Here is a 23,402-nt window from a genome sequence, read left to right on the forward strand (position 1 = left end):
TAAGATATATCCTTAATAGGTTATGATTCCTATCAAACAACACGGTGATCAATTCCATACTGATCCGGAACTCCAAGGTGTCCGCGTAAAGTTTTGCTTTCATACTCTTTGTGGAAAAGCCCGCGCTCCTGCAACAGCGGAACAACCTGATCCACAAAGGCATCAATTCCATCCGAATTAACATCAGGTGAAATCCAAAATCCATCTGCAGCACCTGCTTCATACCAAGCCTGCATATGATCTGCCGCTTCTACGCCCGGGCCTGCAACTACAGGATGATAATCTATTACACCGTGAGCAAGAATATCAAGAACGGACCAGCCTTGCCTAGCAATTTTCAATGCATTAGAAGAACGAGGATCATAACGAGATAGACGAGCAGTTTCCAACTGCACTTCCGATAGCGGTTCATTTATTAAGGAAGGATCTAGTGAAATACCCAGCATTTTTTGCAGGTAGTCAAATTTTTGCATAAGTGAACTGCCTCCTAACTGTATTCGGCGATCGAGCGCTGTGCGTCTGTCTTTGGCAATAGTGGTCATCAGTCCGGCAATATATTTGATTTCATCCGGATCACGACCGTAACTTTTTGCTGCCGCTCTAAATGCATTACGCTGCGCTCTTGCATCTTCAATTGTAAATGCTGCACCTATTACCACATTAGCAAAGCGCCCTGCCAATTGATGTGCGTTGGGACTGCCGCCTGCGTGAAAGATGATTGGCTGTCCCTGCTCTGACGGCGGAATGTATAAAGGTCCTCTTGAACCCACGTATTTACCCTGTAAGTTGATTGGAAGAATCTGATCTTTCTTTGCGAACTGACCACTCTTTTGGTCGTGTATCCAAGCATCTTTTCCCCAACTACCCCAAAGTGATTGAATGAGTTGTACAGCCTCATGAGCACGTCCATAACGATCTTGGCTCGACGGAATTCTTTTTCCGTAATTGGCCGCAACATCTTCCCCGCTTGATGTAATTGCATTCCATCCTGCCCTGCCATGGCTCATAATGTCCAAGGCCTTAAATTGTCTGGCTAGATTAAAGGGTTCATTAAAAGTGGTTGACCCGGTAGCTACCAATCCAATATATTGAGTTTCTCTGGCAACTGCGGCCAGGGTCATCATCACATCAAGATTGAAAACGGGGGATTCGGTTTCTATATCTGTCATAATTGCACCGGGACCGTCCGGCAAAAATATAAATTGAAATTTTCCACGCTCTGCAGCCTGAGCCTGCTTTACACGGATGTCAAAACTCGTGTAGCTTTCGGAATCAACACCCGGCATACGCCAGGCTCCCGATTGAGATCCGTATCCATTACCAAGATGAAGTCCGATAAGCATTTTTCCTGCAGCATTCATAAATTGAATATTTTTTGATTAATTATATTGCAAAATTAAACAAAATTACTTTCCTTTGTATAGCTATTTCCCAAAGGAAAGTGAAATAAATAATTTATCATGTCGAAAAAGAAACCTTATTGCGAGTGCCTAAATACCGTTAAGCCAGTGCGGGACACACTTGAAGTAATTAATGGAAAATGGAAATTATCCATCATTATTTCTGTAGGTGTAGGAAACAGCCGATTTACTGAAATTCAAGAGAGCATTCCCGGTCTAACTCCCAAAGTTCTTTCAAAAGAACTTAAGGAACTTGAGCAGCATCAGCTGATCAAACGGATTATAACGAACGATTATCCTGTCAAAATATCGTATTGCTTAGAACCGTATGCAGATACCCTGACCCCTATTATTTATGCTATGAAAGATTGGGGATTAAACCATAAGAAGAAAATCTTTCAAGAAAATCCTTCAGAAATTTAATTACTTAGGCCCTACTCTGTTCCACAAAAAAGCTAACTCTATCTATAGAGTTGATACCTTTTCTTCGACTATAATCAAAGCTTTAAATTCTTAAATCGAAATATCAAGTCTATTACTGGAGTTGCTACTTTTTTTGCGACTGTCACAGAGCTTTAATTTCATATTGCGAAATATTCTGTTTTTTTAATATATTTGTGATACAAAAAAAGAATAATACTGCTGTCTGTTAATTCGTTAGTATTAAAATTTTGTGCATGACTTAATATTGAAATAGTAATAATTTGAATTTGGTGCAGAATCGGTGCATTTAGGTTCAAGACATTTATAAAAACGTAGTAAAGACGGGAGTTCAAAACTAATAGTTCGAATCCTGCTCTCCCCACGGAAAGGCCGAAAAGCCGGAAAACATAAAGTTTTCAATCTTTTCAAAAAGCCATAAAAAATGTCTGAAGACCTGCAAATTCAACGATTTGCAGGTTTTTTGTTTTAATACACTTTTGATATTTTATAAAACTGCACAAAAAGTGATCATAGATCAGTTCTTTTAAAATCCGCTCTCGATTAGAAAATTCCAATGGCGAGACCCAAAACCTTCGAGCTGCTCTAGCACGTCGGAGTCCACATCATTAATTCTCTCTCTGAAATGCCTGTGGATATAATCCGAGTTTAAATAACTATTTTTACTGCCCTGCTACGTATTACATAATCATGCGGAAAACAGACTAATGATGAAGAGATTTAAATTCTTAAAAAACAAATATAAAGCTGAGCTGCTTATCGATACAGGCACTTATAGAGACATTCCTTACTATTTTTTTGAGAGTGAGCTCCACGATACCGATTTCTACGAAATTATTTTTTTCTCTAAAGGAAACGGGGTTTTAGAACTTGACCAGCAGCGAATTGAAATTTCAGACCACACCGTGATTTTTATTTCTCCTTTTCAGAAACGAAAATGGTTTTTGGACAAGACTAAAATTGAATGTTCTTTCCTGTTTTTCCAGGACAGCTTCCTCTCCAGTTTCTTTTCTGACAAGCTCTTCACTTTCAGGCTGCAGTATTTCTACAACAAAACCAAACCGCTCTGTATAAAGGTTAATGAGGACTTCTTTTCTCAGCTCTCCAATGTAATCCGCGAACTGCTCGTCGAGATAAAAACATTCCGGTCAGACAGCGAACATATTATAAGAGCATTATTGTACTTTACCTTAATTAAACTCAACCGGGCCTATGCAGCGCATTACCTTCTCTCCTGCGAAACAGAAAACAACAGCATTTCATTTATGTTCAAGAAGATCCTGCAGAATCAAGTCTGCAGGACAAGAAACATCGACCATTATGCCCGACAGCTGGGCATCAGTAGAGTTACACTCAATAAATGCATCAAAAAGCAGTTCGGGGTTACTGTTTCTGAAATGGTAAATGAATTTATACTCTTTGAAATAAAGTCCCTACTGTGTTATACCAGCCTTAATGTAAATGAAATTTCATATCAGCTGCAATTCTCTCAGGCCAATCATCTGACGCGTTTCTTTAAAACGCAGACCGGGACTTCCCCAAAAGAATTCAGGAATGCTTATCAAAATGGTAGTTCTGTTATCTAACGGGTAATTATTCCCGTTGGGCTGTATTGTATTTTTGGAAATGATTTTTTTTTAAAATAAAAAAAACAGCCTATCATGAAAAAGAGCACCAGACTTACCTTAATGTTTACTTTTGTATTGCTGCCATACCTGCTATCGGGGCAGCGGCGGCAAGAGAGCGATCTTGCTACTCTGTACAAAAAAGGAAAGCTAAAACCGGTAAACAGAGAGATCAAAATTGTTTCAAGTGACGGCGGGACTTATCTAAAAATAGCCCAAGGCAAAAACGAAGGTATTGTATGGCTGCCTTTTAAAGATTTTAAAAACGGCACAATTGAAATCCAAATGCGCGGAAAAGACGTTTTTCAGCGGAGTTTTATAGGTATTGCGTTTCACGGTACCGATGACAGCACTTATGATGCTGTCTACTGCCGGCCTTTTAATTTCTCTGCTAAAGATTCCATACGAAGAATTCATGCTGTGCAGTATATTTCCCATCCCTATTTTACCTGGGATAGATTAAGAAAGGAAAGCAATGCGGTTTTCGAGAAAGAAATCATTAATCCTCCAGACCCCGGCAGCTGGTTTTTAATGAAATTAGTAATTGAGGGGACAACTGTGAAAGCCTTTATAAACAATGTAGCCTGTCCTTCGCTTATAGTAAAAAAACTCAGCAATCCATCACCGGGAAAAATAGGACTCTTTACAGCAGACAGCAGCGGAGGAGACTTTAAAAATATCAGAATCAATTATAAAAATTAAAAACACTCCCGGCTCGATGCCGGCAGAACTTTCCTTTATGATAAAGTTCATTTATTAACTGCCCGGCACCTTATGTCAAGGAAGACCAGTCAAAAACGAACTGATAACACACCAATTAAATATCATGATCAAAAGAACACTTTTAATTATCCTTCTTTCTATTTCCTCTTTCGCCGCACAATCACAGAAGGAAAGCTTCAGCATCTGGGGAAGGATTGTAGATAATGGATTCAGTCCTATTGAATCATTTTGCATTAAGGTTTTCGAGTTGAATGCTTTTACAGATCAGAGAAAAAAAATCCAGGATTTTAAAGTCCGCAATAATAATGGGGAATTTTTAATAAAAAACCTTAACGCAAAGACTTATCTTATTGAAATTACAGTTGAAAATTATACCCGGTACAGCATCATAAAAACAGTGGCAGGTAAAAACGAATCTGCGGGAGAAATCGTTTTACAAAATACCTGGTAAAAATTAATGAAGGCGAAACTATCTGATATATTCTTCTCAGAAACAAAAAACATTTTTTAAACCGATCCAGAAAAGTCGCAACCCCGAAGGAAATGTATTTCAACTCAAGAAAAGCAAAAAACCATTACGAATCAAATTATAACTGATATCAGCTACTTATAAAAATACTAAATCAAGATCATGGTTAAATAAAAAAATCTGCATCAAAAGAAGCAGATTTTATATATATTTTTAAAAAAAACCTTAATTATTGGTCACCAAAAGCTTTACTTCCATATTGGATCTTGTCGCATTGGAATAAGGACAGATCTGATGCGCTTTCTGTGTCAATTCCTGAGCCTGTTCAATAGTAACTCCCGGAATATTCACATCGAGCTCTGCTGCAAGACCAAAACCGCCGTCTTCATTCTGCCCGATGCTCACTTGTGCAGTTACAGATGTTTCACCTGTTTCAATTTTAGATTTACTGATAATCAAATTCAGTGCACTGTCAAAACAAGCCGCATATCCTGCTGCGAAAAGCATTTCAGGATTGGGAAAATCATCATTGGTTCCTCCTAAAGCTTTCGGCATTCTTACCTCGAGATTCAAAACTCCGTTTTCGCTTTTTACCTGTCCGTTTCTTCCGCCTTTTGCAGTAACGTTTGTTGTATATAATGTTTTCATTTTATTTTTGAATTTTATTTAAAATTTTCTGAGCCGTTTCTTTTAGCTCCAATAAATCTTCTGTTGTTAAATTTAGTTTTTCCTGCATTTTTGCCGGAATTTCACACGCTTTCTGCTGCAGATTTCTTCCCTTATCAGCTAAAAAAACTTCAACTACCCTTTCATCTTCTTTTTTTCTTTTTCTGATAATAATCTCCTTAACTTCAAGTCTTTTAAGAAGCGGAGTTAAGGTTCCACTATCCAGATACAGTTTTTCGCCAATCTGATTTACTGTCAATCCATCCTTCTCCCAAAGCACCATCATTACAAGATACTGCGAGTAGGTAATATCAATCTCATCGAGAAATGGTCTGTACAAAGCGATAATTTCCTTTGCAATAACGTAAATCGGAAAACAAAGCTGGTTTCCCAATTGGAGCGGGTGGTGATTTTCCATAATCTATTGACAAAAAAGTAAACAACTATTTTCTGATGATAAATTCCTCCATAGGAATTCTTACTTTCTTCATCTGAGAGAGCCAGTCCTTTTCGATGTCTCTATAACCAAGATATAAAAGCGTAACACTTTTCAAACCTAATTCCTTTAGATCCAAAATCTCATCTACTACTTCATTGCTGAAACCTTCAGCTGGAGTAGAATCAATCTTGAGTTCAGCTGCCTGAGCCATTGCAAGAGCCAATGCAATATAGGATTGTCTTGCAGTGTGGGCAAAATGCTGCTCAGGAGTTTGTGCTCCGTAGATTTGCTTAATCTGATCCGTATAACTGCTGAAACGGCCTCTTGGCAATTCTCTTACATCAGTGTGGTGATCGTAAACTTTATCAATTTTCTCATTAGAATAGCTGTCCCATGCTGCAAAAACCAAGACATGAGAACAATCCCTCATAACTTCCGGATTTAAGGCACCTTTCACCATCTTCTCTTTCAATTCCTGATTTTCTATAACAATTACACGAAAAGGCTGTAAACCAGATGAAGTCGGAGCTAATCTTGCAGCTTCTAAAATTTTATCTAAATCTTCTTCAGATACTTTTTTTGTTGAATCATACGCTTTTACGGCATGTCTCCAATTTAAATCTTCTATTAATGACATTGTTTATTGTTTTATAAATTCTAATTCTATTTTTTGACAATGCAAATATACGTATATTTAAATTGTGTACAATTTAATTATGCGAAATTTTTTAAATAAAAAATTGTATTTCTCCAGAATATAAGCCCAGCTTATACTTGGAACTCCTTTGAAAGCAAACCATCAGCAGCAAGAAAATCATAAATTTCATAATGTTTTTTTTAAACTTTCTAAAATGATCATTTCAGCGCCCCTATACTTAAACGCCACCACGATCTATAAGACCACTATAAGCAGCAGCTCTATTAATTCAAAATTTCTTCTATTTTTTTTCTTCTCTCTTGCGAAACATTTTTTTTCATATTTGATCTTCTAAAAAACACGACAAATTCCCGCTTATATCAGCCTCTTTTGCATAACAGCAAAAGAGGTCTTTATTTGAGCTATTTGTTTAGAATTATGATGCAGAACCGCAATTATTCTCATTGGATACAGTGCGGCTGTCTCTTTTGATCTTGCAAATCGCAATAACGAACATACTCCAAATTATAACAATCGAGTATAGCAGTTATTTCACAGATATAAAGCATACAGTGCGAAATTCTTATTATTTTTAAATCCTCGATAAATTCATATTTCAGGCTTGAACTAATCGCTTCAATATCTTCCCTGAGCCAGAACTCATCATATCTGTCTTTAAATTTTACTTTGAAAAAATAGGTGTTATCCCTTGTTTTCATGATTCTATCGAGCTGTTACCTGTAGATATTTTGTCAACGCAGTTTTATACTGGCTTTTAGCTTCAATAAGCTTATCGCAGGTTTCTATCTTTAAAACCTGTGCTTCCAGCAGATCAGAAAGCTGAATCATGCCATTGTTATAGCTTTTCTGACTTACAGCTAAATTTTCCTGAGTCTGCAGAAGCATTGCCTGAATCAAATGGATTTTTTGATCTAATTCCACTATGTCTGTCCATGCCTTTTCCATTTGCAGCAGCAATAGTCCTTTACTTTCCTCCAAGGAGTTTTTAGTAATGGACTCCCGTAATTTAAGCTCATTTAATTTATGTTTTGCGCCCCACCAGTCAGAAATGGGAACGTTCAGCGAAGCATAAGCCATCCCATTGCCGGCTCCGCTTAGACCGCTTTCAAACTGGTCCATGTAATAAGCAGTAACCCCGACTCCCAGACTGGGCATATAATCAGCTCTTTTAAGTTTTGTTTCCAGCCTTGAAGCCTCAGCCGCTTTCTCAAAAAGCTGGTATTCTGCCCGGTTAGCCAGCACCGTGTTATGCGCAACAAAATAATTTCCCGGTTCAGATAGATCGGCCAGACTGCTGCTGAGGCTAATTTCAGGATTGTACTCTGCTCCTATGGTCTGGCAAAGACGCATCAGAGCAAGTTTTCTTTCATTGGCAAGCTGTATTTTACTTACCTGAAGCTCCTGCTGTTTGATTGTTACTTTGAGAAGATCATTTTTAATTATCATACCGCTTTTAAAAGCAGCGCTGACCTGCCTGTACAATGTATCCAAAAACTGTATATAACCTTCAAGTGTTTTTTGTTTTTCCTGTACAATTACAACCTGCCAGTACTGCTGCTCGGCTGTAAGAATGATTTCATCTGCTGTTAAATGCTGCTGTCTCTCTTTTACCTCAACATTGAGGCTTGTAAGATTGTTGGCTGTTTTAATCTTTCCCCCTGCGTAAACAGGCTGCAGAACATTTAAATAACCTAATCCAACCTGATTAAAGAGTCCCATATTAACATCGGGCATGTAAGCAAATTGGGATGCCCCGGCCAGATTGGCTGGGTTACCATCGTATACAGGCAGGTTTCCTCCTTTCATTTTGATCTCCAAAAGAGGATCTATAGCCTTCATCCCAAGAGCCGAAGCAGTAACTTTTGGAAAATAATTGGTAAACATCTCCTGTTTAGATTCCTTTGCGGCTTCAAGCTCAAGGGTGCTGTTTTTTACCTTACTGTTGTTTTTTACAGCCATGCTTTTAATCTGCTCCACTGTAAGCTGTGTCTGGCCATATCCCGAATGCATAATTGCCAGGATCAGCACTAGTATTTGTAAGTTTTTCATTTTTCCTATTTATTTTTTAAGCAGTTACGCTCAAATCTTCATTTTTATAAGTCATCCAATATAACAGCGGGAGCATGGTAAGGATGAATACCATCGATATTAAAGTCCCGAAAAATATTACCGTTCCCATAGGTCCCCAGAGCGGACTCTTGCTGATAATCATAGGTATAACACCCATTGACGCTGCAAGTGATGTAAGAAGTATAGGTCTCATCCTTCTCTTTCCTGCTTCCACGCAGGCTTCAAGCACTGTCATCTTAGCGTGATTGCGCAGCTCTTCAATATAATCATACATGATAATGCCGTTTCTGACAATGATTCCTATCAGACTCACCAGCCCCAGAACTGCTGTCATGCTGAATTCCATATCCATAAGCCAGAGACCAAATGCCGCCCCGAAGAAACTAAAAGATGTTGAGGCAAATACCAGCGAAGCAAGGCTTACTTTTCTAAAATGAAAAACCAGTATAAAGAAAATAATGGTTATTGAGATCAGAAGACCTGCCGCAATTTTTGGAAGCTGGTCATTGGTATCCTCTTTTATGCCGCCATAGGAAACAGCAATATTCCTGCTGTCAATTTCTTTTGACATTTTCTGCACAATCTCTTCCACTTCAGCTTGTGTAACATTCGCTTTATTTCCCCTCTTAAGATCTACATAAACCGACAGGGTACGGACTCCATTTCTGCGCACAATCTGTCCCTCATTCCATCCGTTTGTAACCTTGGCAACTTGCCTAAGGGGAACAGCCGGTGTAAAAAGTCCTGAAATATATTCATTCTCAACATCGGCCCCCTCAGGGTCTTTGCCCTGCCACTTTGATTTAAGCACTACGGGAACTTTGTAATCCCCTTCCCAGACTGTTGTTATAGGAAGGCCGCCAAATCTTGAGGTAAGACCAATTCCCAAAAGTCCTTCATTGATGCCTAATCGGTTTGATTCTACAGGATCTACGCTAATGGAAATATCAGGAAGGATCTCTTCATAATTAGTATAAACCCTTTGGGGTGCATTTAGTTTTTTGATCTCAGCCTCTAGTTTTGCTGCCGCCGCTTTCAAATCTGAAATGCTGTCACCGCTCAGGCGCACCTCAATATCGGCATCCACACCAGCCTGATAATCCAGCTGTTTGAATTTTATATAAGCATTAGGATAACGTCTTGCATATTTTTCAGAATACTCGTCCAGCAGGGCAATCGTAGCTTCACTTGATACCGTATTTACAATGAACTGTGCAAAATTAGATCCTCCGATCTTAGGAGCGTAAGTGGTATGGAACCTGGGTGATCCTGTGCCCATAAAAGTGGTTATAGATCGGATACGCTTATCTTTTGAAAGTACTTGAGCCAGATCTTTTGCTACGGTTTCTGTCTGGGCCAGCGCACTTGCCTGAGGCAGGAATATTTCTACTGCAAATTGATTCCTCTCTGCTGTAGGAAGTATCTTTAAAGGAAGATTAACAAACATTGCGATCCCTAATGCGACGAAAATAATACCAATGACAAAAGTAATTTTTGGAAAAAGAAATACTCTTTTAAGCACGGCATCATAAAAAGACTGGACATAATCCATAAAGGATTTATGGCGCTTTTTACCTGCCGGCGCTGAATGGATTCCTTTTTTGATAAAAAAGTACTGCAAAAAGGGAACAAACAAAACTGCAATAGCAAGAGAAATGGATAAGGTAATTAATATAGTCCATGGAAAAGCACTTAGAAAATCATACATCATCCCGGTAAAAGTGATCAGAAAAGGAAAAAATGTAATTCCAATGGCAAGTGTAGCTGAGAATATTGCTTTGAAATATTCTTTGGCGCTGTCAATGGCCGCCTTTTTTCTATCGATCCCTTCATCAAGTTTTTCCAGATAGCTGTCAACAATAACTATAGAATTATCTACAATCATTCCCAGCACAACAATAAGTGCCGCAAGAGTCACGGTATTGAGTTCAATGCCTACAGCAAACATGATTCCCAGCGAGATAAATATCGTAATTGGAATCGTCGAAGCTGCAACCCCTGCAACGCGTATGGGAAGAAAAACAACTGTTACCAGTATAACAGCGATAATTGCAATAAGCAATTCTTCTAAAAAAGAACTAATAGAAGCATCAACAACTTGAGGCTGATCTGCAATTCGGTAAATCTTAACGTCAGATGGAAGTGTTTTCTCAAAAGCCTTCAATACCTGATCTACATCTGTTCCATATTGGACAATATTATAGCCCGGACGCATTTCAGTTGAAAGGACAAGACACTTTTTACCATTACTTATGGTATAACTGGATGCTTTAGGATATTCCCGCACTACTTTTGCAACATCTTTCAGCCGTATATGATTCCCCTGCGGATCAGAATAAATAATCTGCTCTTCCAAATCACGCTCTGAAGAAAACGGCCGTGCGATATGAATAGGAACTACCATCTCATCATTGTCAATCACACCTGAGGGCCCAATCATTCCCTTTGTCAAAAGCGTCTGGTAAAGACTGTAGAGATTGATGCTGTAACTGGCCACTTTTTCCTTATCCACATAAATGCTCAACTGCTCGTTCTGAACCCCATACCTCCTTAGATTCGATACAGATTCAACCGATCTTAATTTATTTTCCAATGCTTCAAGATATTCTTTAAGCTGGCGGTAAGTTTTGGTATCCGACTCCAAAGCAATTAAAAGCGCAGAGGTATCACCAAAATCATCGTTTGCAATGACAGCAAGTACCCCCGAAGGAAGCTGCATTTTAAAATTGGAAAGACCATGCTTTATTTTAGACCATACTTCATCCTTATTGGCTACCTCGTCGTTTAGCTCGACAAAAATGTATACCATTCCGTCTCTTGACTGGGAATAGGTTTTTGATTTTTTTACTTCCTTATAAGTAAAAAGAAAGTTTTCAAGGGGTTTGGCAAGCTGGTGTTCAACCTCAGCTGATGTTGCCCCGGGATACACTCCAACAACAACACCCTGTCGTATTGTAAAGACAGGAAATTCCTGTTTAGGCATTTTATATAAGGCAAACATCCCAAATAACACCAGGGTAATGATAAGCAGCAATACAATTTTATTGTATTTAACCGCCGCTGCTATAATTCCATTATTTTTATCCATTTGAACTTTTAATTAATTAGTCGCTTTTACGATGGTTCCCTCACTAATATTCTGATATCCGGCAGTAATTAAATTATCTCCTTCTTGAAGACCATCCATTATCTTAACCCCATTTTTGGAAAGGCCTCCAAGCTTTACTTCCTTGTAAACGGCCTTATTCTCTTTATTCATAAGCCACACAAATCTTTTTCCTGAATAGTCGACCTGCACGGCAGTCATCGGTACAATAATGCTGCTAGTTGAAGCAGTACTCCCCAAATAGGTGCGGCACACCATCCCAGGAACAATTCTCCCTGAAGGATTCTTTACAAGCAGCTTTATATCATAGGTATGGGAAACCGGATTGGCCGTAACGCCTTTCTCAATCAGTTTTCCTTCAAAAACTGAATCTCCGAGAGCAGAAATAATCACTTTCGCTTTATTCCCTTCACGCATATCCGAAATTTCGCCCTCAGGTATCGCAGCCTTTATTTTGACATTATCTATGTTCATAATAGTGTAAACCGTGCTACCCGGCATTACATTGGCACCTGTCTCAAATGATTTTCTCCCAACAACACCGCTTTGAGGAGCATAAATTGTGCATTGCTGCAGATTTTTCCTTGCAATTTCTTCACTCGCCCTCGCTTGTTCTAATTTCGTCTTTACATCGACAAACTGAATTTCGGGAAGACTTTTATCCTCATGCATGGAAGAAAGCCGTTTGTAAGCATCCTGAGCCTGCTTCAATGCTGCCACAGATAAATCATGGGCATTTTTTTGACTCGTAATATTAAGTCTGGCCAGCAGCTGCCCCTTTTTCACGTTCTGTCCCTCAGCAGCATACATCTGTTCGATTGTTCCCGGCAGAATAAAACTGACATCTACTGTTTTATCACTTTCAACAGTGCCAATATATTCCCGTGGATATGAATCAGTGTCCGAACTGATGCTCTGAATTCTCACAGGAATTGCATCAGAGAGTTTCTGGCTGTCTTTAGAAGTACAGGAAGAAAGGATCAAGAGCATTGACAATACTCCTAAAAACGGGAATGGTATAAATTTTAACTTGTTCATTTTCTCTTTTATTAGGTTTAAGTATACCGCAAAGATCTTGGATCAGCAGGCATTACCAGAAATCAATTTTTCCTCAATACTGTTCAAAATGTCGCTTTTTACTATCTTTACACCATAAAAAGTTCAATACCTCATGAATAGAGAACAGTATAGTAAAATCTCCATTGACCATTTTGCAAAGCAGCTTCATGTAGATGTGCTGACCGAAACTGAAGGGTTCATTATTTCAAGAAATTCCACGAAGGTTGAAGAACATGCCATTGATTTCAATCATCCTCATATAGTGGAAGGGATAGCTTTGGTTTTTTGTAAAAAAGGGAACGGTAAAATTCGCATAAACCTACTTGAATATGATGTAGCTAAAAATACGCTGCTGCTGATAATGCCCCAGAATATTGTCCAGATAAATGAACAAAGCAAAAACCTAAGGATAGAGTTCCTCTTATTCACATTCGACTTTATTTCAACTATTAAACTTCCCCTGCCAGTGGGAAATATTGTAAAAATAATAGAAGAAAAAGTGTGCTGGCAGTTAGCTCCCAGCCAGTTTAAAGAATTTCTTTTAGTCCACGAGCTGATGGTTAATCAGTATCAAAAACAAGTTTTGTATAGAGAACATATTATTAGAAGTTTTTTGTCTGCACTTCTCTATCAGATATTACAGCTGTATTCTTCGGAAAACAGCAATACTGTTTTAGAATATAAAAACCGTAAAGAAGAAATTCAGATGAAGTTCGCCAGAATGCTTTATGAGCATTATAAAACAGAAAGAAGTGTTCAGTTTTATGCCGAAAAACTGCACTTGACACCTAAATATTTTTCTAAAATAATAATGGAAGTAAATGGAAAATCTGTTCTTGAACTGATCGACGAAATGGTAATTATGGCCGCAAAGGCACTTTTAAAAAGTTCTAACTTAACTGTATCTCAGATTGCCGATGAATTAAATTTTGCCAATCCGTCTTTTTTTGGAACTTACTTTAAAAAAAGAGTCGGATTTACTCCCTTACAGTATAGAGAGCATTAAGATGTAAATTTCATTAAAACCCCAAAACATCAGACTTTTAAAGCTATCAATACAGAATTGACAGAAATGCGCTGTAAAATATAGAAATACAATTCATTAAAAGATTTGAAGCTCAACATCATATCAGGCTTCTTTCCAATAAAATCTGTGGCGTTAGGACCATAGCAGTCAACGTTGCAAAATCTTCTAATGATTCAATACTGCTGATAGCAACAAATAGTCCCGCAGTCCTGCCCTATATGCTGAACTTAAATCAAAGCAGAAGATTTTTAACAGAGCTAAATATTTCAGGGAATTAAGAGGTATAAATCGATTGCAATATTATAATTTGTTATGATTATAACTATACTTTTGCAAAAAAACCTCATTATAACCACATTAATATTGACTGCAAAGCACTTTAGCGGCAGACTTGGCTAATTTTATTGGTGAAGAACTTTCAGTCGCTTTGCTACGCAGAATTGCGCCTTCAAATAACATCATAATCTGAACAGCCAGCAATTCACTTTCTTTAATTTCTGCCTCTGAAAGATACTTTTCAATCAGCGCTATTAGTGATTTAGTATGCACATCACAGGCTGATTCTATTTCTGCTGCCTTGTGCGCATATTCTGTTTTTGCATTCATTGCAAAGCAGCCGTCAAGATTTCCGGCATCCACTAATTCTTCAAGAAAGTCAAAAATCATTAAAGCCTTATCCACTGGATTGTCTAATACAGGTTTTTCTATATAATCAGATATTGCTCCATACATGATTTGGTGGTAATAATTAACCGCTGCAATAATGAGTCCCTCTTTTGATGTAAAGTGTTTGTAAAGTGTTCGTTTGGATATTCCTGTACTATCAACAATGGCATCTACACCAGTGGCATGAAAACCGTTTTTGTAAAAAATGGCATAAGCACTTTTAATCATTTCCTCCCTTTTTTGGGCTTTTGAAACTTGATTTATTTTTTTTTCCATGAATAAAAAAAATTTATTGCAAATGTAAACAGTTTGGTTTACATTTGCAATATGTAAACAGATCTGTTTACTTAAAAAACACATAATTTAAATATTTTCAAAATGAAAGAAAACAATAAAATGGGAACTGCGGTAATAACTGGTGCCTCATCAGGTTTAGGTAAGGTATTTGCAGAAAGACTGGCACAACGTGGTTATGATTTAAAATTAGTAGCGCGTCGTAAGGATAGATTGGATGCACTAGCTGAAAAACTGGAAAACAGTTATGGAATTAAAGTAACCAACTTAGTTGCAGATTTAGGTTTGGATACAGACTTAGAAAAAGTGGCAGAAGAGTTAAGAAATGACAAGAGTATAACATTGCTTATTAACAACGCCGGTACTTCGACACTTACATCAGTTACTAAGACTAGTGTGGAGAAACAAAAAGAGATGGTGAATGTAAATATCACTGCTCTAATGTTATTATCGAATGCTATTTTACCGCAGTTTTTAGAGAAAAACGAAGGGACCTTAATTAATATAGCTTCAGTACTCGGTTTTTATTCCTTACCTATAAGTGCCATATATAGCGGTACTAAAGGTTTTGTTATTCAGTACACCAAAGGGCTTCAGGAAGAAGTAAAAGGAACAAATATCCATATTCAATTGGTAAATCCTGCTACAACTGCAACCGAAATATGGGAGGTTGGTGGTGTTCCTTTATCTGCACTGGAACAGTCAACTATTATGAAAACCGAAGATTGTGTTGATGCCATTCTTGCCGGACTAGATAAAGGCGAATTACTAACGCATCCGTCTGTAAACGACCAGAATCTAATTGACACTTATGAAGATGCCCGTATAAAATTATTGCAAGCTTCACAAACCGGTCAGCCTGCGCAGCGATATACCAAAAATTAGGAATTTAGACCTTTGGTTAATAGGTTCTTGAAAAAAATGTCCTAAAAGAATTAAACAAATTTTAAAATAAAAATGAAAACAATAATTTTAAACGAAGCAGGAAGTGTAGATAATCTGCAATATATAGAAAGTGCAAAACCAACTATTAAGAGTAATGAAGTTTTGGTAAAAACAATTTCATTAAGTGTAAACGTAATTGATTATAAAGTAAGAGCAAATGAAGGCGCATTGAATTGGATTCTTGGTTCAGAAAGACCAGCTGTTATTGGCTGGGATCTGTCAGGAACCGTGGTGGAAGTTGGCGATGAGGTAACCGATTTCAAAATAGGTGATGATGTTTTCGGAATGGCGAATTTTCCAGGAAAAGGAAATGCTTATGCCGAATTTACTGCTGTTCCATCTGCGCATTTAACCTTAAAACCCAAAAATATTTCTCATCAGGAAGCGGCATCGGCTACACTTGCTGCCCTTACGGCCTGGCAGGCTTTGGTAGAAAAAGCCAATGTAAGCAAAGGAGATAAAGTCTTAGTTCACGCAGCATCGGGCGGTGTTGGCCACTATGCTACACAAATTGCAAAACATCTTGGAGCTTATGTAATTGGTACTTCATCAGCAAAAAACAAAGAATTTGTTTTACAAAATGGAGCAGATCAACATATAGATTATACAACAGAAAATTTTCAGGAAACAGTTTCAGATGTCGATTTTGTATTAGATACTGTTGGAGGCGATACGATTCTAAAATCTTTAGATGTTATAAAACAAGGCGGAACAATTGTTTCAATTGTATCCAGCAGTTTTTCTGAAGATCAACTTGAAAAAGCAAAATCAAAAGAGGTCAATTTATCATTTTTGCTTGTACAGTCATCCGGTGAAAATATGCTACAGCTTGCTCAGCTATTGGAAAAAGGCATTATTAAATCACACGTTTCTAAAACATTTAATTTTGACCAGATGCGAGATGCACATTTATATTTAGAAAAAGGCAGAACCGTTGGTAAAATTATAGTCAATCTTTAAGAGCAGATAAAAATAAAAATCCTTATACTTTTTCGCATATATCTTTACAATGGCTTTTAGTCCAAATATTTAAAAGACAAAATCCAGATATATGCGAAATTTAAAAAAAAAAAAAATGAAATGAGCATAACTCAAAATTTGGTCGCTAACACCATTGTTGATGTGCGAATTACATATGACCGATTAAAAACAATAAAAATCAACATATGAAACAACTAATCAATATTTTAGTAGTACTGGCAATTCTTCCTTTATTGGTTTTAGGTGCAGTAAATGTGTTTGCTCCCTTAAATACTTTTGAATTGTATGGCATTAAGCCATTAGGCATAATGACATACAGTACTTTTAGAGGAGCTATTGGCGGTATGCTCATAGGAGGCGGGTTAATAATGCTTATGGGCTTAATTACCAAAAATAAAACCTGGTATCAAGCGTCTTTATTACTAATAAGTGTAATATTGATTTGCAGAATTATCAGCGTAGCATTTGACGGTTACACAAATGATTTATTACCGGCAGGCATAACCGAACTTTACATTATTATTGTAATGTATTTTGCATCAAAACAACCCGGTCATTCTAAAAATTAAGCTCAATTAAATTGATATGTAATAATTTGAATACTGCACAAACAAAAAGAGGCTATCCAAATGCACTGTCCAAAAAAAGTTAGGCACAATTTGGTCGCAATTTTAGGGAAGGAAAAATCAAGCACAATTATGATCCTGGTTTATTGAAAATATTTACTTATTTTTAATTCTTTAATTAATGACCTGGATAATGTTAAATGACAGCACTTTTAAAACAAAATATAGCTAAACATATTTCTCTTTCTGCAAATGAAACAGAACAGTTTTGCAGTTTGTTTGAACAAAAGTTAATTCCAAAAAAGAGCTTTTTACTTAGAGAAGGCGAGATTTGTAAATTTGAAGGCTTTGTCACCAAAGGGTTGTTTCGCGTCTATCATATTGACAAAAATGGTTTTGAGCAAATACTCTATTTTGCTATTGAAAATTGGTGGATTACTGATATTGACAGTTTTACTACCGAAACACCTTCACATCTTTTCATAGAAGCGCTTGAAGACAGCGAAGTGCTTATAATTTCAAAAAAGGATAAAGAGTTTGCCTATGCTAATTTACCTCAAATTGAAAAACTATTTCGGGTTATGACCCAAAAAACACACGTTGCCCTTCAACGAAGAATGATTGATAATTTAAGTAAAACGGCAGAATCCCGTTATATAGAATTTACAGAAAAATACCCACAGCTTGTCCAGCGCCTTTCTAATATCCAAATAGCTGCCTATTTGGGAATTACCAATGTTTTTTTGAGTAATATTCGAAAGAAAATTGCGGTGAAAAAATAAGATTTCCCTTTATTTATTAAACTAGTTTAATGTTTTGATATCGCATATCATTTCATCTTTGCAGTGTTAATTTAAACCAGCAAAAGAAATGAAACACACTATCTCGACAGTATTTATAACAATTTTAATTTTATTTAATATGGAATCACAAGCACAGAGTTTCAAAACAATTGAAACTAAATATTTTAAACTTCAAATTTACAACGCATCAGAAAACAGCTTTGGTGTAGCATCGGTGATCGTATCGGGAAAAACAGATGCTATTTTGATTGACGCCCAATTTACTTTGGCGGATGCCGAAAAAGTTGCGCAGGAAATTAAATCAAGTGGTAAAAAACTAACCTCAATTTATGTTTCCCACGCAGATCCTGATTATTATTTTGGACTGGAAATATTCAAAAAACATTTTCCGAATGTAGTGGCGTATGCATCACCTGGATCAGTAGAAGCAATTAAGGCTACTGCTCAAAAAAAATTGGACGTCTGGGGCGAACGATTGGGTAAAGTCATTACTTCAAATGTTGTCTTGCCGCAGGTTTTAAAAGGTAACAGTATTGAACTGGAAGGTCAGAAATTAGAAATCATTGGTTTGGAAGAATTTCCGAATAAAACTTTTGTATGGATTCCTTCGATCAAAGCAGTTGTGGGCGGAATCAATGTTTTTGGAACGACTTTTAATCTTTGGATGGCGGATGCACAAACTCCAGAAGCCCGTAAAAACTGGATTGCAGTTTTAGATAAAATCTCGGCTTTTAAACCTGAAATTGTAATTCCGGCTCATGCTAATTCCAATTCTCCATTTGATATTGCTGCTGTAAATCATACCAAAAGTTACATTCAATTCTACGAAGAAGCTTTGAAAACCAATAAAACATCAGAAGCCTTAATTAAAGCTTTGAAAACAAAATACCCAACACTTACTTTTGAAACTGCCTTGCAGATCGGTGCAAAAGTAAATACTGGAGAAATGAAATGGTAAAATTAATTATCTACAGCCTGATGATACTTTTTACATTGTCAGGCTGTTCTTTAAACAAAAAGACAATGACAAATCTAAATATCATAAAAAGCACTTACGAAGGAAAAACTTCGGAAGAAAATGGTAAAAATCTTGCTAAATATGCTGCCGAAGATATTTCCTGGACAGAAGCCAAAGGCTTTCCATATGCAGGAACCTACATTGGATTAGAAAATATAACCAAAAACGTTTTCAGCCGATTGGGGAGCGAATGGATAGATTATAAATTTACTCCAGAAGATTACCTTACCAGCGATGATAAAGTCGTTGCTTACGGAACTTATGCAGGGATCTATAAAACTACAGGCAAATCATTCACAGCCAGAGTAGCACACGTTTGGAAATTGAAGGATGGTAAAATTATCAGTTTTGAGCAATTTGTAGATAGTCAGACTGTAAATGATGCTATGAAATAAAGCGTTTTTTTATACCTTGCATTGTTTTAATGAATCATCAGACGAATGCACGCAAAATTAATAGCCTATATCAGCCAATATGCAAACTTACCGCTTACAAGTGAAGAGCAAGCCTTAATTGTTGCAACTTTTCAACCTAAAAAGTTAAGAAAAAAGCAATATTTTCTGCAGGAAGGCGATGTGTGTAAACATGCTGGTTTTATTGTAAAAGGGGCTATGCGCCAATACAGTGTTGATGAAAAAGGTGCAGAACATATTGTACATCTTTTTATAGAAAATTATTGGGCAAACGATCGCGAAAGTTCAACTATGCTTACACCTTCAAAATACAATATTGATGCTTGGGAAGACACCGAACTTCTTATTATTACAAGAGCTGAAATGTTGGATTTGATGGACAAAATACCTGCAATGGCACAGATGATACGTTTAATGGATGAAAGAAATGCCATTGCCAGCCAACGCAGATTAAGTTCTACCATCAGCAACACGGCTGAAAAACGCTATGAAGAATTTGCTGCTCATCATCAACAATTTATTCAACGATTCCCACAGCACATAATTGCTTCATTTTTGGGTATTACGAAAGAAACGTTGAGCAGGATTAGAAAACAAGGAACGAAATAAACTCTGTTTTAAGTTTTAAATTATAGAAACCGTTGACAAATGTCAACGGTTTTTTTTATCATATCTCATTGTTGTAAGGCTTGTCTTTGATGCAACTTTGCCTTATCAAAATCAATTAAAAAATTATAAAAAATAAAACAATGAATAATTTATCAAAAACATCGAAAACAGTTATTTTCCACGAAGCTGGAGCTCCTGAAGTATTAAAAGTAGAACAAATTGAAGTTGCTTATCCTGGTCCTCAGGAAGTAAGAATTCAAGTAAAATCAATAGGTATAAACAGAGCTGATGCCATGTACCGTCAGGGAATGTACATCGAGAATCCTATATTTCCAGCTCAATTAGGCTACGAAGCTGCAGGAATTATCGAAGCAGTTGGTGCTGAAGTTTCGCATTTGGCAGTGGGCGATGTTGTAAATGTTGTTCCTGGTTTTTCTTTACACAACTATGCTTCTTATGGCGAGTATATTAATATGCCAGCTTATGCAATACACAAATATCCATCAAATTTGTCTTTTGACGAAGCAGCATCTGTTTGGACAAGTTATTTAACAATGTATGGTATGGTGGTACATTCGGGACAATTAAAAGCGGGACAATTTGTGGTAATTAATGCTGCTTCGAGTAGTGCAGGATTGGCTGCCATTCAAATGACTAATTATGTTGGAGGAATTGCAATTGCTTTAACTACTTCGGCAAAGAAAAAAGAAGCTTTATTGAAAGCGGGTGCAGCTCATGTAATCGTAACAGCTGAGCAGGATATTGCAGCTGAAGTTTTAAAAATCACAGAAAATGTAGGGGCGCATTTAATTTTAGATCCTGTTGTCGGTACTAAATTCAGTAACCTCTTAAGTTCTGTTGCAGAAAACGGAAAAGTATTTGTTTACGGTGCATTGAGTCACGAACCTGCCAGTTTTCCAGCATTTGATGTTTTGATGAAAACTCCAACTATTAGAGGCTATTCAGCTATTGAAGTGATGGGTAATATGGAAGTCTTAATAGAAGCCATATCTTTTATTGATAAAGGGTTAACCGAAGAAAAACTGAAACCTGCTATCGATAAAGTTTTTAATATTAATGACATCGTTTCTTCTCATTACTATTTGGAATCTAATCAGCAATTTGGAAAAATTGTAGTGAATATATAGAAAATTAAACATAGAGCGTATATCTTTTCTGCCACAAAAAGCTAAGACGGTTTTAATAAAAAGAGGTACGATTTTGTTTTTTTGTTACCTTCCATAAATCGCTAAAAATTTGTCCATTTGAGATTACCGCATCCAAAAGAGGCTGTCCAAAAAGTAAGGACAGTCTTTTTATCTTAGAAATAACACCTAATAGTGATTAAAATACATTTGAGAAAATTCTAAATCATTTATACTTATGATTTAAATCACTACTGATGAACATTTCATTATTTTCTTCGGAAATAATTTCCAAAAATCTTTCATAATGTTTTAAAACATCAGAAATAAGTTCATTCTTCGTAAATAATTGTACGTCGTACCCTTCTCTATCGTCGCCAAAATAAGATTTCGGAAAATAAGTAACATTGTCGTTTACTTCAGGAAGGTTTTGATCCACCAAAAGATAATCCGAAACCACTCTTGATTCATTTTTGACGCCATAAAGGAAATTATTGACGCTATCGTGCTTAATTTCAATTTCTCTTCTTAGAGGATTTTCATAATAATTGATCTTGGCCACAATATTATTATTGGCAAATTCAGATTCTAATTCCTTAAAAGCTTCATGAATTCTAGTATTGATAAATTCGTCAACATATAATTTGTCATGGAAAGAAACAATCTGCTTTAGACGATCTTTCCAGGATGCTCCTGACCAAGGAACAGTGGTACGCGAGAAATCTTTTTCATAATACTTTCTATCTATAGAGAGCGCTTTCATAAGACTTATGATAAAGAGTAGCATTATAATCGAAAACGGAAGCGCTGTAATGAGTGTCATACTCTGCAGAGCTGCCAACCCGCCGGCATTAAGAAGCATTAACGCAAGTACTGCCAGCAATATGCCCCAACCTATTGTCTGCCATTTTGGAGAATTTTCAGCGTTTTTGGTTGCAATACTGTTCATTACAAAAATTCCGCTGTCTGCCGAAGTCACAAAGAATATAATAATGATTGAAATTACAATGAAACTCAACGCTTTGGTCAGTGGAAGATATTCCAAAAAACTAAACATCAAAACATCTGGATTACCCGCTAATGCACTTAGTGACCCATTGGCTGTATGTAAATCAAACCAAACAGCACTACCTCCAAAAACAGACATCCAGATAAAATTAAACAAAGTAGGCAATATCAAAACTGCTCCAACAAACTCTCTAATAGTTCTTCCTTTCGAAATTTTAGCAATAAAAAGCCCCACATATGGCGACCAGGAAATCCACCATGCCCAGTAAAGAATTGTCCAGTCATAAAACCATGGCTGGGAATTTTCTTCGTAAACATGGGTATTAAATGTAAGGCTGAAAAAATTATTTATATAGGTTCCGATTCCTTCTGTAAAACTACCGATAAGATAAACAGTTGGTCCCAGAATCAAGACAAAAAGAAGCAACACTATTACACTTACGATATTGATTCCACTGAGGATTTTAACTCCTTTATCCAATCCGCTTACAGCCGAAAAAATCGACAAAGAAACCAGTACAGCAACAATCAATACCTGATAAAAAAAACTGTTTTCCGGTACTACATTAAGTGTTTGTAGCCCCGAATTAATCTGCACTACACCAAAGCCCAATGTTGTGGTAATTCCAAAAAATGTACTGCAAAGCGCAAAAACATCAATTATGTTTCCCCACTTCCCTTTTATTTTATCTTTCAATAAAGGATAGAAGCAGCTTCTAAGAGAAAGCGGCAAACGGTATCTATAGGTGAAATAAGCCAAAGAAAGCCCAACCACTCCATAAATTGCCCAAGCATGAATTCCCCAATGAAAAAAGGTGTAAAGCTGGGCATTCTGGGCTCTTTGAACAATAGATTTTTCAGCAAAAATTTCATTGGAATAATGCTGTATGGGTTCTGCAACACTGAAATACATTAATCCTATTCCCATTCCTGCTGCAAAAAGCATTGAAATCCAGGAGAAGAAAGAATAATCTGGTTTGCTGTTATTTCTTCCAAGCCGGATATTTCCGTATTTGCTCGTCATCAGATAAATCAAAAACAGCACAAAAATGGTAACAGACCAAACGTAAACCCAGTTCAGATTTACAAAAATAAAATTTTTGACCGTATTGAGAAGTTCTTCTGTAAAATCTGGTGCAACAGCCGAAAGCACACAAATTCCAATTATAAAAATCAAACTGGGTACGGTAACACCCTTGCTGAGTGTTGTTTTTGTTTTGGAGAAATACTGCATATAATTTTTTTATATTTTAAGTTAAACACAAAACAAT

At 36.8% G+C, this 23,402-nt stretch carries 22 protein-coding genes; 13 read left to right on the plus strand and 9 right to left on the minus strand.

The features are described from left to right. Window positions 1-32: 32 nt before the first annotated feature. A complete protein-coding gene (locus AAEO57_RS07430) occupies window positions 33-1,361 on the minus strand; it encodes an NtaA/DmoA family FMN-dependent monooxygenase (protein ID WP_341691143.1) in 1,329 nt (442 codons plus the stop codon). Between the two features lie 99 nt (window positions 1,362-1,460). Between AAEO57_RS07430 and AAEO57_RS07435 the strand changes: the two genes are divergently transcribed. From AAEO57_RS07435 to AAEO57_RS07450, 4 genes are all read left to right on the plus strand, one after another. Then, on the plus strand, window positions 1,461-1,823 hold the full coding sequence (locus AAEO57_RS07435) for a winged helix-turn-helix transcriptional regulator (RefSeq protein ID WP_341691145.1): 363 nt from the start codon (window positions 1,461-1,463) through the stop codon (window positions 1,821-1,823). A 725-nt stretch (window positions 1,824-2,548) separates the two neighbouring features. Then, window positions 2,549-3,427, plus strand: a complete 879-nt coding sequence (locus AAEO57_RS07440) for a helix-turn-helix domain-containing protein (RefSeq protein ID WP_341691147.1) — start codon at window positions 2,549-2,551, stop codon at window positions 3,425-3,427. A 75-nt stretch (window positions 3,428-3,502) separates the two neighbouring features. After that, window positions 3,503-4,168, plus strand: a complete 666-nt coding sequence (locus tag AAEO57_RS07445) for a 3-keto-alpha-glucoside-1,2-lyase-like domain-containing protein (protein WP_341691149.1) — start codon at window positions 3,503-3,505, stop codon at window positions 4,166-4,168. A 124-nt stretch (window positions 4,169-4,292) separates the two neighbouring features. Continuing rightward, a complete protein-coding gene (locus AAEO57_RS07450; protein ID WP_341691151.1) occupies window positions 4,293-4,640 on the plus strand; it encodes a hypothetical protein in 348 nt (115 codons plus the stop codon). A 243-nt stretch (window positions 4,641-4,883) separates the two neighbouring features. Here the strand turns inward: AAEO57_RS07450 and AAEO57_RS07455 are convergent, their stop codons facing one another. The 6 genes from AAEO57_RS07455 to AAEO57_RS07480 all read right to left on the minus strand — a co-directional run bounded on the left by AAEO57_RS07455 (window position 4,884) and on the right by AAEO57_RS07480 (window position 12,635). Continuing rightward, window positions 4,884-5,306, minus strand: a complete 423-nt coding sequence (locus AAEO57_RS07455; protein ID WP_341691153.1) for an organic hydroperoxide resistance protein — start codon at window positions 5,304-5,306, stop codon at window positions 4,884-4,886. A 1-nt stretch (window position 5,307) separates the two neighbouring features. Then, a complete protein-coding gene (locus AAEO57_RS07460; RefSeq protein ID WP_341691155.1) occupies window positions 5,308-5,742 on the minus strand; it encodes a MarR family winged helix-turn-helix transcriptional regulator in 435 nt (144 codons plus the stop codon). A 25-nt stretch (window positions 5,743-5,767) separates the two neighbouring features. Then, window positions 5,768-6,400 carry a nitroreductase family protein gene (locus AAEO57_RS07465; protein WP_341691157.1) on the minus strand — a complete coding sequence of 211 codons (633 nt, stop codon included), beginning with the start codon at window positions 6,398-6,400 and terminating at the stop codon, window positions 5,768-5,770. Between the two features lie 723 nt (window positions 6,401-7,123). Continuing rightward, window positions 7,124-8,470, minus strand: a complete 1,347-nt coding sequence (locus AAEO57_RS07470) for a TolC family protein (RefSeq protein ID WP_341691159.1) — start codon at window positions 8,468-8,470, stop codon at window positions 7,124-7,126. Window positions 8,471-8,486: 16 nt separating this feature from the next. Next, window positions 8,487-11,579, minus strand: a complete 3,093-nt coding sequence (locus AAEO57_RS07475; protein WP_341691161.1) for an efflux RND transporter permease subunit — start codon at window positions 11,577-11,579, stop codon at window positions 8,487-8,489. A 12-nt stretch (window positions 11,580-11,591) separates the two neighbouring features. Continuing rightward, window positions 11,592-12,635 carry an efflux RND transporter periplasmic adaptor subunit gene (locus tag AAEO57_RS07480; protein ID WP_341691164.1) on the minus strand — a complete coding sequence of 348 codons (1,044 nt, stop codon included), beginning with the start codon at window positions 12,633-12,635 and terminating at the stop codon, window positions 11,592-11,594. Between the two features lie 133 nt (window positions 12,636-12,768). Between AAEO57_RS07480 and AAEO57_RS07485 the strand changes: the two genes are divergently transcribed. Then, window positions 12,769-13,662 carry a helix-turn-helix domain-containing protein gene (locus AAEO57_RS07485; RefSeq protein WP_341691166.1) on the plus strand — a complete coding sequence of 298 codons (894 nt, stop codon included), beginning with the start codon at window positions 12,769-12,771 and terminating at the stop codon, window positions 13,660-13,662. 378 nt (window positions 13,663-14,040) lie between these two features. Here the strand turns inward: AAEO57_RS07485 and AAEO57_RS07490 are convergent, their stop codons facing one another. Continuing rightward, window positions 14,041-14,625 (minus strand): TetR/AcrR family transcriptional regulator, encoded by a 585-nt coding sequence (locus tag AAEO57_RS07490; RefSeq protein WP_341691168.1) that lies wholly within the window; start codon window positions 14,623-14,625, stop codon window positions 14,041-14,043. Window positions 14,626-14,727: 102 nt separating this feature from the next. On the opposite strand from AAEO57_RS07490, the gene AAEO57_RS07495 reads away from it, so the two are divergent. The 8 genes from AAEO57_RS07495 to AAEO57_RS07530 all read left to right on the plus strand — a co-directional run bounded on the left by AAEO57_RS07495 (window position 14,728) and on the right by AAEO57_RS07530 (window position 21,126). Next, window positions 14,728-15,528 carry an SDR family NAD(P)-dependent oxidoreductase gene (locus AAEO57_RS07495; protein WP_341691170.1) on the plus strand — a complete coding sequence of 267 codons (801 nt, stop codon included), beginning with the start codon at window positions 14,728-14,730 and terminating at the stop codon, window positions 15,526-15,528. A gap of 72 nt (window positions 15,529-15,600) precedes the next feature. Beyond that, entirely contained in the window at window positions 15,601-16,548 is a 948-nt protein-coding gene (locus AAEO57_RS07500) for an NADP-dependent oxidoreductase (protein WP_341691173.1), read from the plus strand. 206 nt (window positions 16,549-16,754) lie between these two features. Further along, window positions 16,755-17,138, plus strand: a complete 384-nt coding sequence (locus AAEO57_RS07505; RefSeq protein WP_341691175.1) for a DUF4345 family protein — start codon at window positions 16,755-16,757, stop codon at window positions 17,136-17,138. Between the two features lie 197 nt (window positions 17,139-17,335). Further along, a complete protein-coding gene (locus tag AAEO57_RS07510; protein WP_341691177.1) occupies window positions 17,336-17,917 on the plus strand; it encodes a Crp/Fnr family transcriptional regulator in 582 nt (193 codons plus the stop codon). A 139-nt stretch (window positions 17,918-18,056) separates the two neighbouring features. After that, complete coding sequence (locus tag AAEO57_RS07515; protein ID WP_341691179.1) at window positions 18,057-18,896, plus strand: MBL fold metallo-hydrolase; 840 nt, start codon at window positions 18,057-18,059, stop codon at window positions 18,894-18,896. Between the two features lie 65 nt (window positions 18,897-18,961). After that, on the plus strand, window positions 18,962-19,351 hold the full coding sequence (locus AAEO57_RS07520) for a nuclear transport factor 2 family protein (protein WP_341691181.1): 390 nt from the start codon (window positions 18,962-18,964) through the stop codon (window positions 19,349-19,351). Window positions 19,352-19,396: 45 nt separating this feature from the next. Further along, the gene (locus tag AAEO57_RS07525) at window positions 19,397-19,978 is read left to right on the plus strand and encodes a Crp/Fnr family transcriptional regulator (RefSeq protein WP_341691183.1); all 582 of its coding nucleotides are present in this window, start codon (window positions 19,397-19,399) and stop codon (window positions 19,976-19,978) included. A gap of 140 nt (window positions 19,979-20,118) precedes the next feature. Continuing rightward, window positions 20,119-21,126 carry a zinc-dependent alcohol dehydrogenase family protein gene (locus tag AAEO57_RS07530; RefSeq protein ID WP_341691185.1) on the plus strand — a complete coding sequence of 336 codons (1,008 nt, stop codon included), beginning with the start codon at window positions 20,119-20,121 and terminating at the stop codon, window positions 21,124-21,126. A gap of 223 nt (window positions 21,127-21,349) precedes the next feature. Here AAEO57_RS07530 and AAEO57_RS07535 read toward each other — a convergent pair whose 3' ends face one another. Beyond that, complete coding sequence (locus AAEO57_RS07535) at window positions 21,350-23,365, minus strand: BCCT family transporter (RefSeq protein WP_341691187.1); 2,016 nt, start codon at window positions 23,363-23,365, stop codon at window positions 21,350-21,352. Window positions 23,366-23,402 lie beyond the last annotated feature (37 nt).

The organism is Flavobacterium calami, assembly GCF_038290035.1.
Classification (GTDB): domain Bacteria; phylum Bacteroidota; class Bacteroidia; order Flavobacteriales; family Flavobacteriaceae; genus Flavobacterium; species Flavobacterium calami.

Coding starts and splice junctions, on each gene's coding strand:
- AAEO57_RS07430 (WP_341691143.1), bottom strand. CDS start 1,361: ATGAATGCTGCAGGAAAAATGCTTATCGGACTTCATCTTGGTAATGGA.
- AAEO57_RS07435 (WP_341691145.1), top strand. CDS start 1,461: ATGTCGAAAAAGAAACCTTATTGCGAGTGCCTAAATACCGTTAAGCCA.
- AAEO57_RS07440 (WP_341691147.1), top strand. CDS start 2,549: ATGATGAAGAGATTTAAATTCTTAAAAAACAAATATAAAGCTGAGCTG.
- AAEO57_RS07445 (WP_341691149.1), top strand. CDS start 3,503: ATGAAAAAGAGCACCAGACTTACCTTAATGTTTACTTTTGTATTGCTG.
- AAEO57_RS07450 (WP_341691151.1), top strand. CDS start 4,293: ATGATCAAAAGAACACTTTTAATTATCCTTCTTTCTATTTCCTCTTTC.
- AAEO57_RS07455 (WP_341691153.1), bottom strand. CDS start 5,306: ATGAAAACATTATATACAACAAACGTTACTGCAAAAGGCGGAAGAAAC.
- AAEO57_RS07460 (WP_341691155.1), bottom strand. CDS start 5,742: ATGGAAAATCACCACCCGCTCCAATTGGGAAACCAGCTTTGTTTTCCG.
- AAEO57_RS07465 (WP_341691157.1), bottom strand. CDS start 6,400: ATGTCATTAATAGAAGATTTAAATTGGAGACATGCCGTAAAAGCGTAT.
- AAEO57_RS07470 (WP_341691159.1), bottom strand. CDS start 8,470: ATGAAAAACTTACAAATACTAGTGCTGATCCTGGCAATTATGCATTCG.
- AAEO57_RS07475 (WP_341691161.1), bottom strand. CDS start 11,579: ATGGATAAAAATAATGGAATTATAGCAGCGGCGGTTAAATACAATAAA.
- AAEO57_RS07480 (WP_341691164.1), bottom strand. CDS start 12,635: ATGAACAAGTTAAAATTTATACCATTCCCGTTTTTAGGAGTATTGTCA.
- AAEO57_RS07485 (WP_341691166.1), top strand. CDS start 12,769: ATGAATAGAGAACAGTATAGTAAAATCTCCATTGACCATTTTGCAAAG.
- AAEO57_RS07490 (WP_341691168.1), bottom strand. CDS start 14,625: ATGGAAAAAAAAATAAATCAAGTTTCAAAAGCCCAAAAAAGGGAGGAA.
- AAEO57_RS07495 (WP_341691170.1), top strand. CDS start 14,728: ATGAAAGAAAACAATAAAATGGGAACTGCGGTAATAACTGGTGCCTCA.
- AAEO57_RS07500 (WP_341691173.1), top strand. CDS start 15,601: ATGAAAACAATAATTTTAAACGAAGCAGGAAGTGTAGATAATCTGCAA.
- AAEO57_RS07505 (WP_341691175.1), top strand. CDS start 16,755: ATGAAACAACTAATCAATATTTTAGTAGTACTGGCAATTCTTCCTTTA.
- AAEO57_RS07510 (WP_341691177.1), top strand. CDS start 17,336: ATGACAGCACTTTTAAAACAAAATATAGCTAAACATATTTCTCTTTCT.
- AAEO57_RS07515 (WP_341691179.1), top strand. CDS start 18,057: ATGGAATCACAAGCACAGAGTTTCAAAACAATTGAAACTAAATATTTT.
- AAEO57_RS07520 (WP_341691181.1), top strand. CDS start 18,962: ATGACAAATCTAAATATCATAAAAAGCACTTACGAAGGAAAAACTTCG.
- AAEO57_RS07525 (WP_341691183.1), top strand. CDS start 19,397: ATGCACGCAAAATTAATAGCCTATATCAGCCAATATGCAAACTTACCG.
- AAEO57_RS07530 (WP_341691185.1), top strand. CDS start 20,119: ATGAATAATTTATCAAAAACATCGAAAACAGTTATTTTCCACGAAGCT.
- AAEO57_RS07535 (WP_341691187.1), bottom strand. CDS start 23,365: ATGCAGTATTTCTCCAAAACAAAAACAACACTCAGCAAGGGTGTTACC.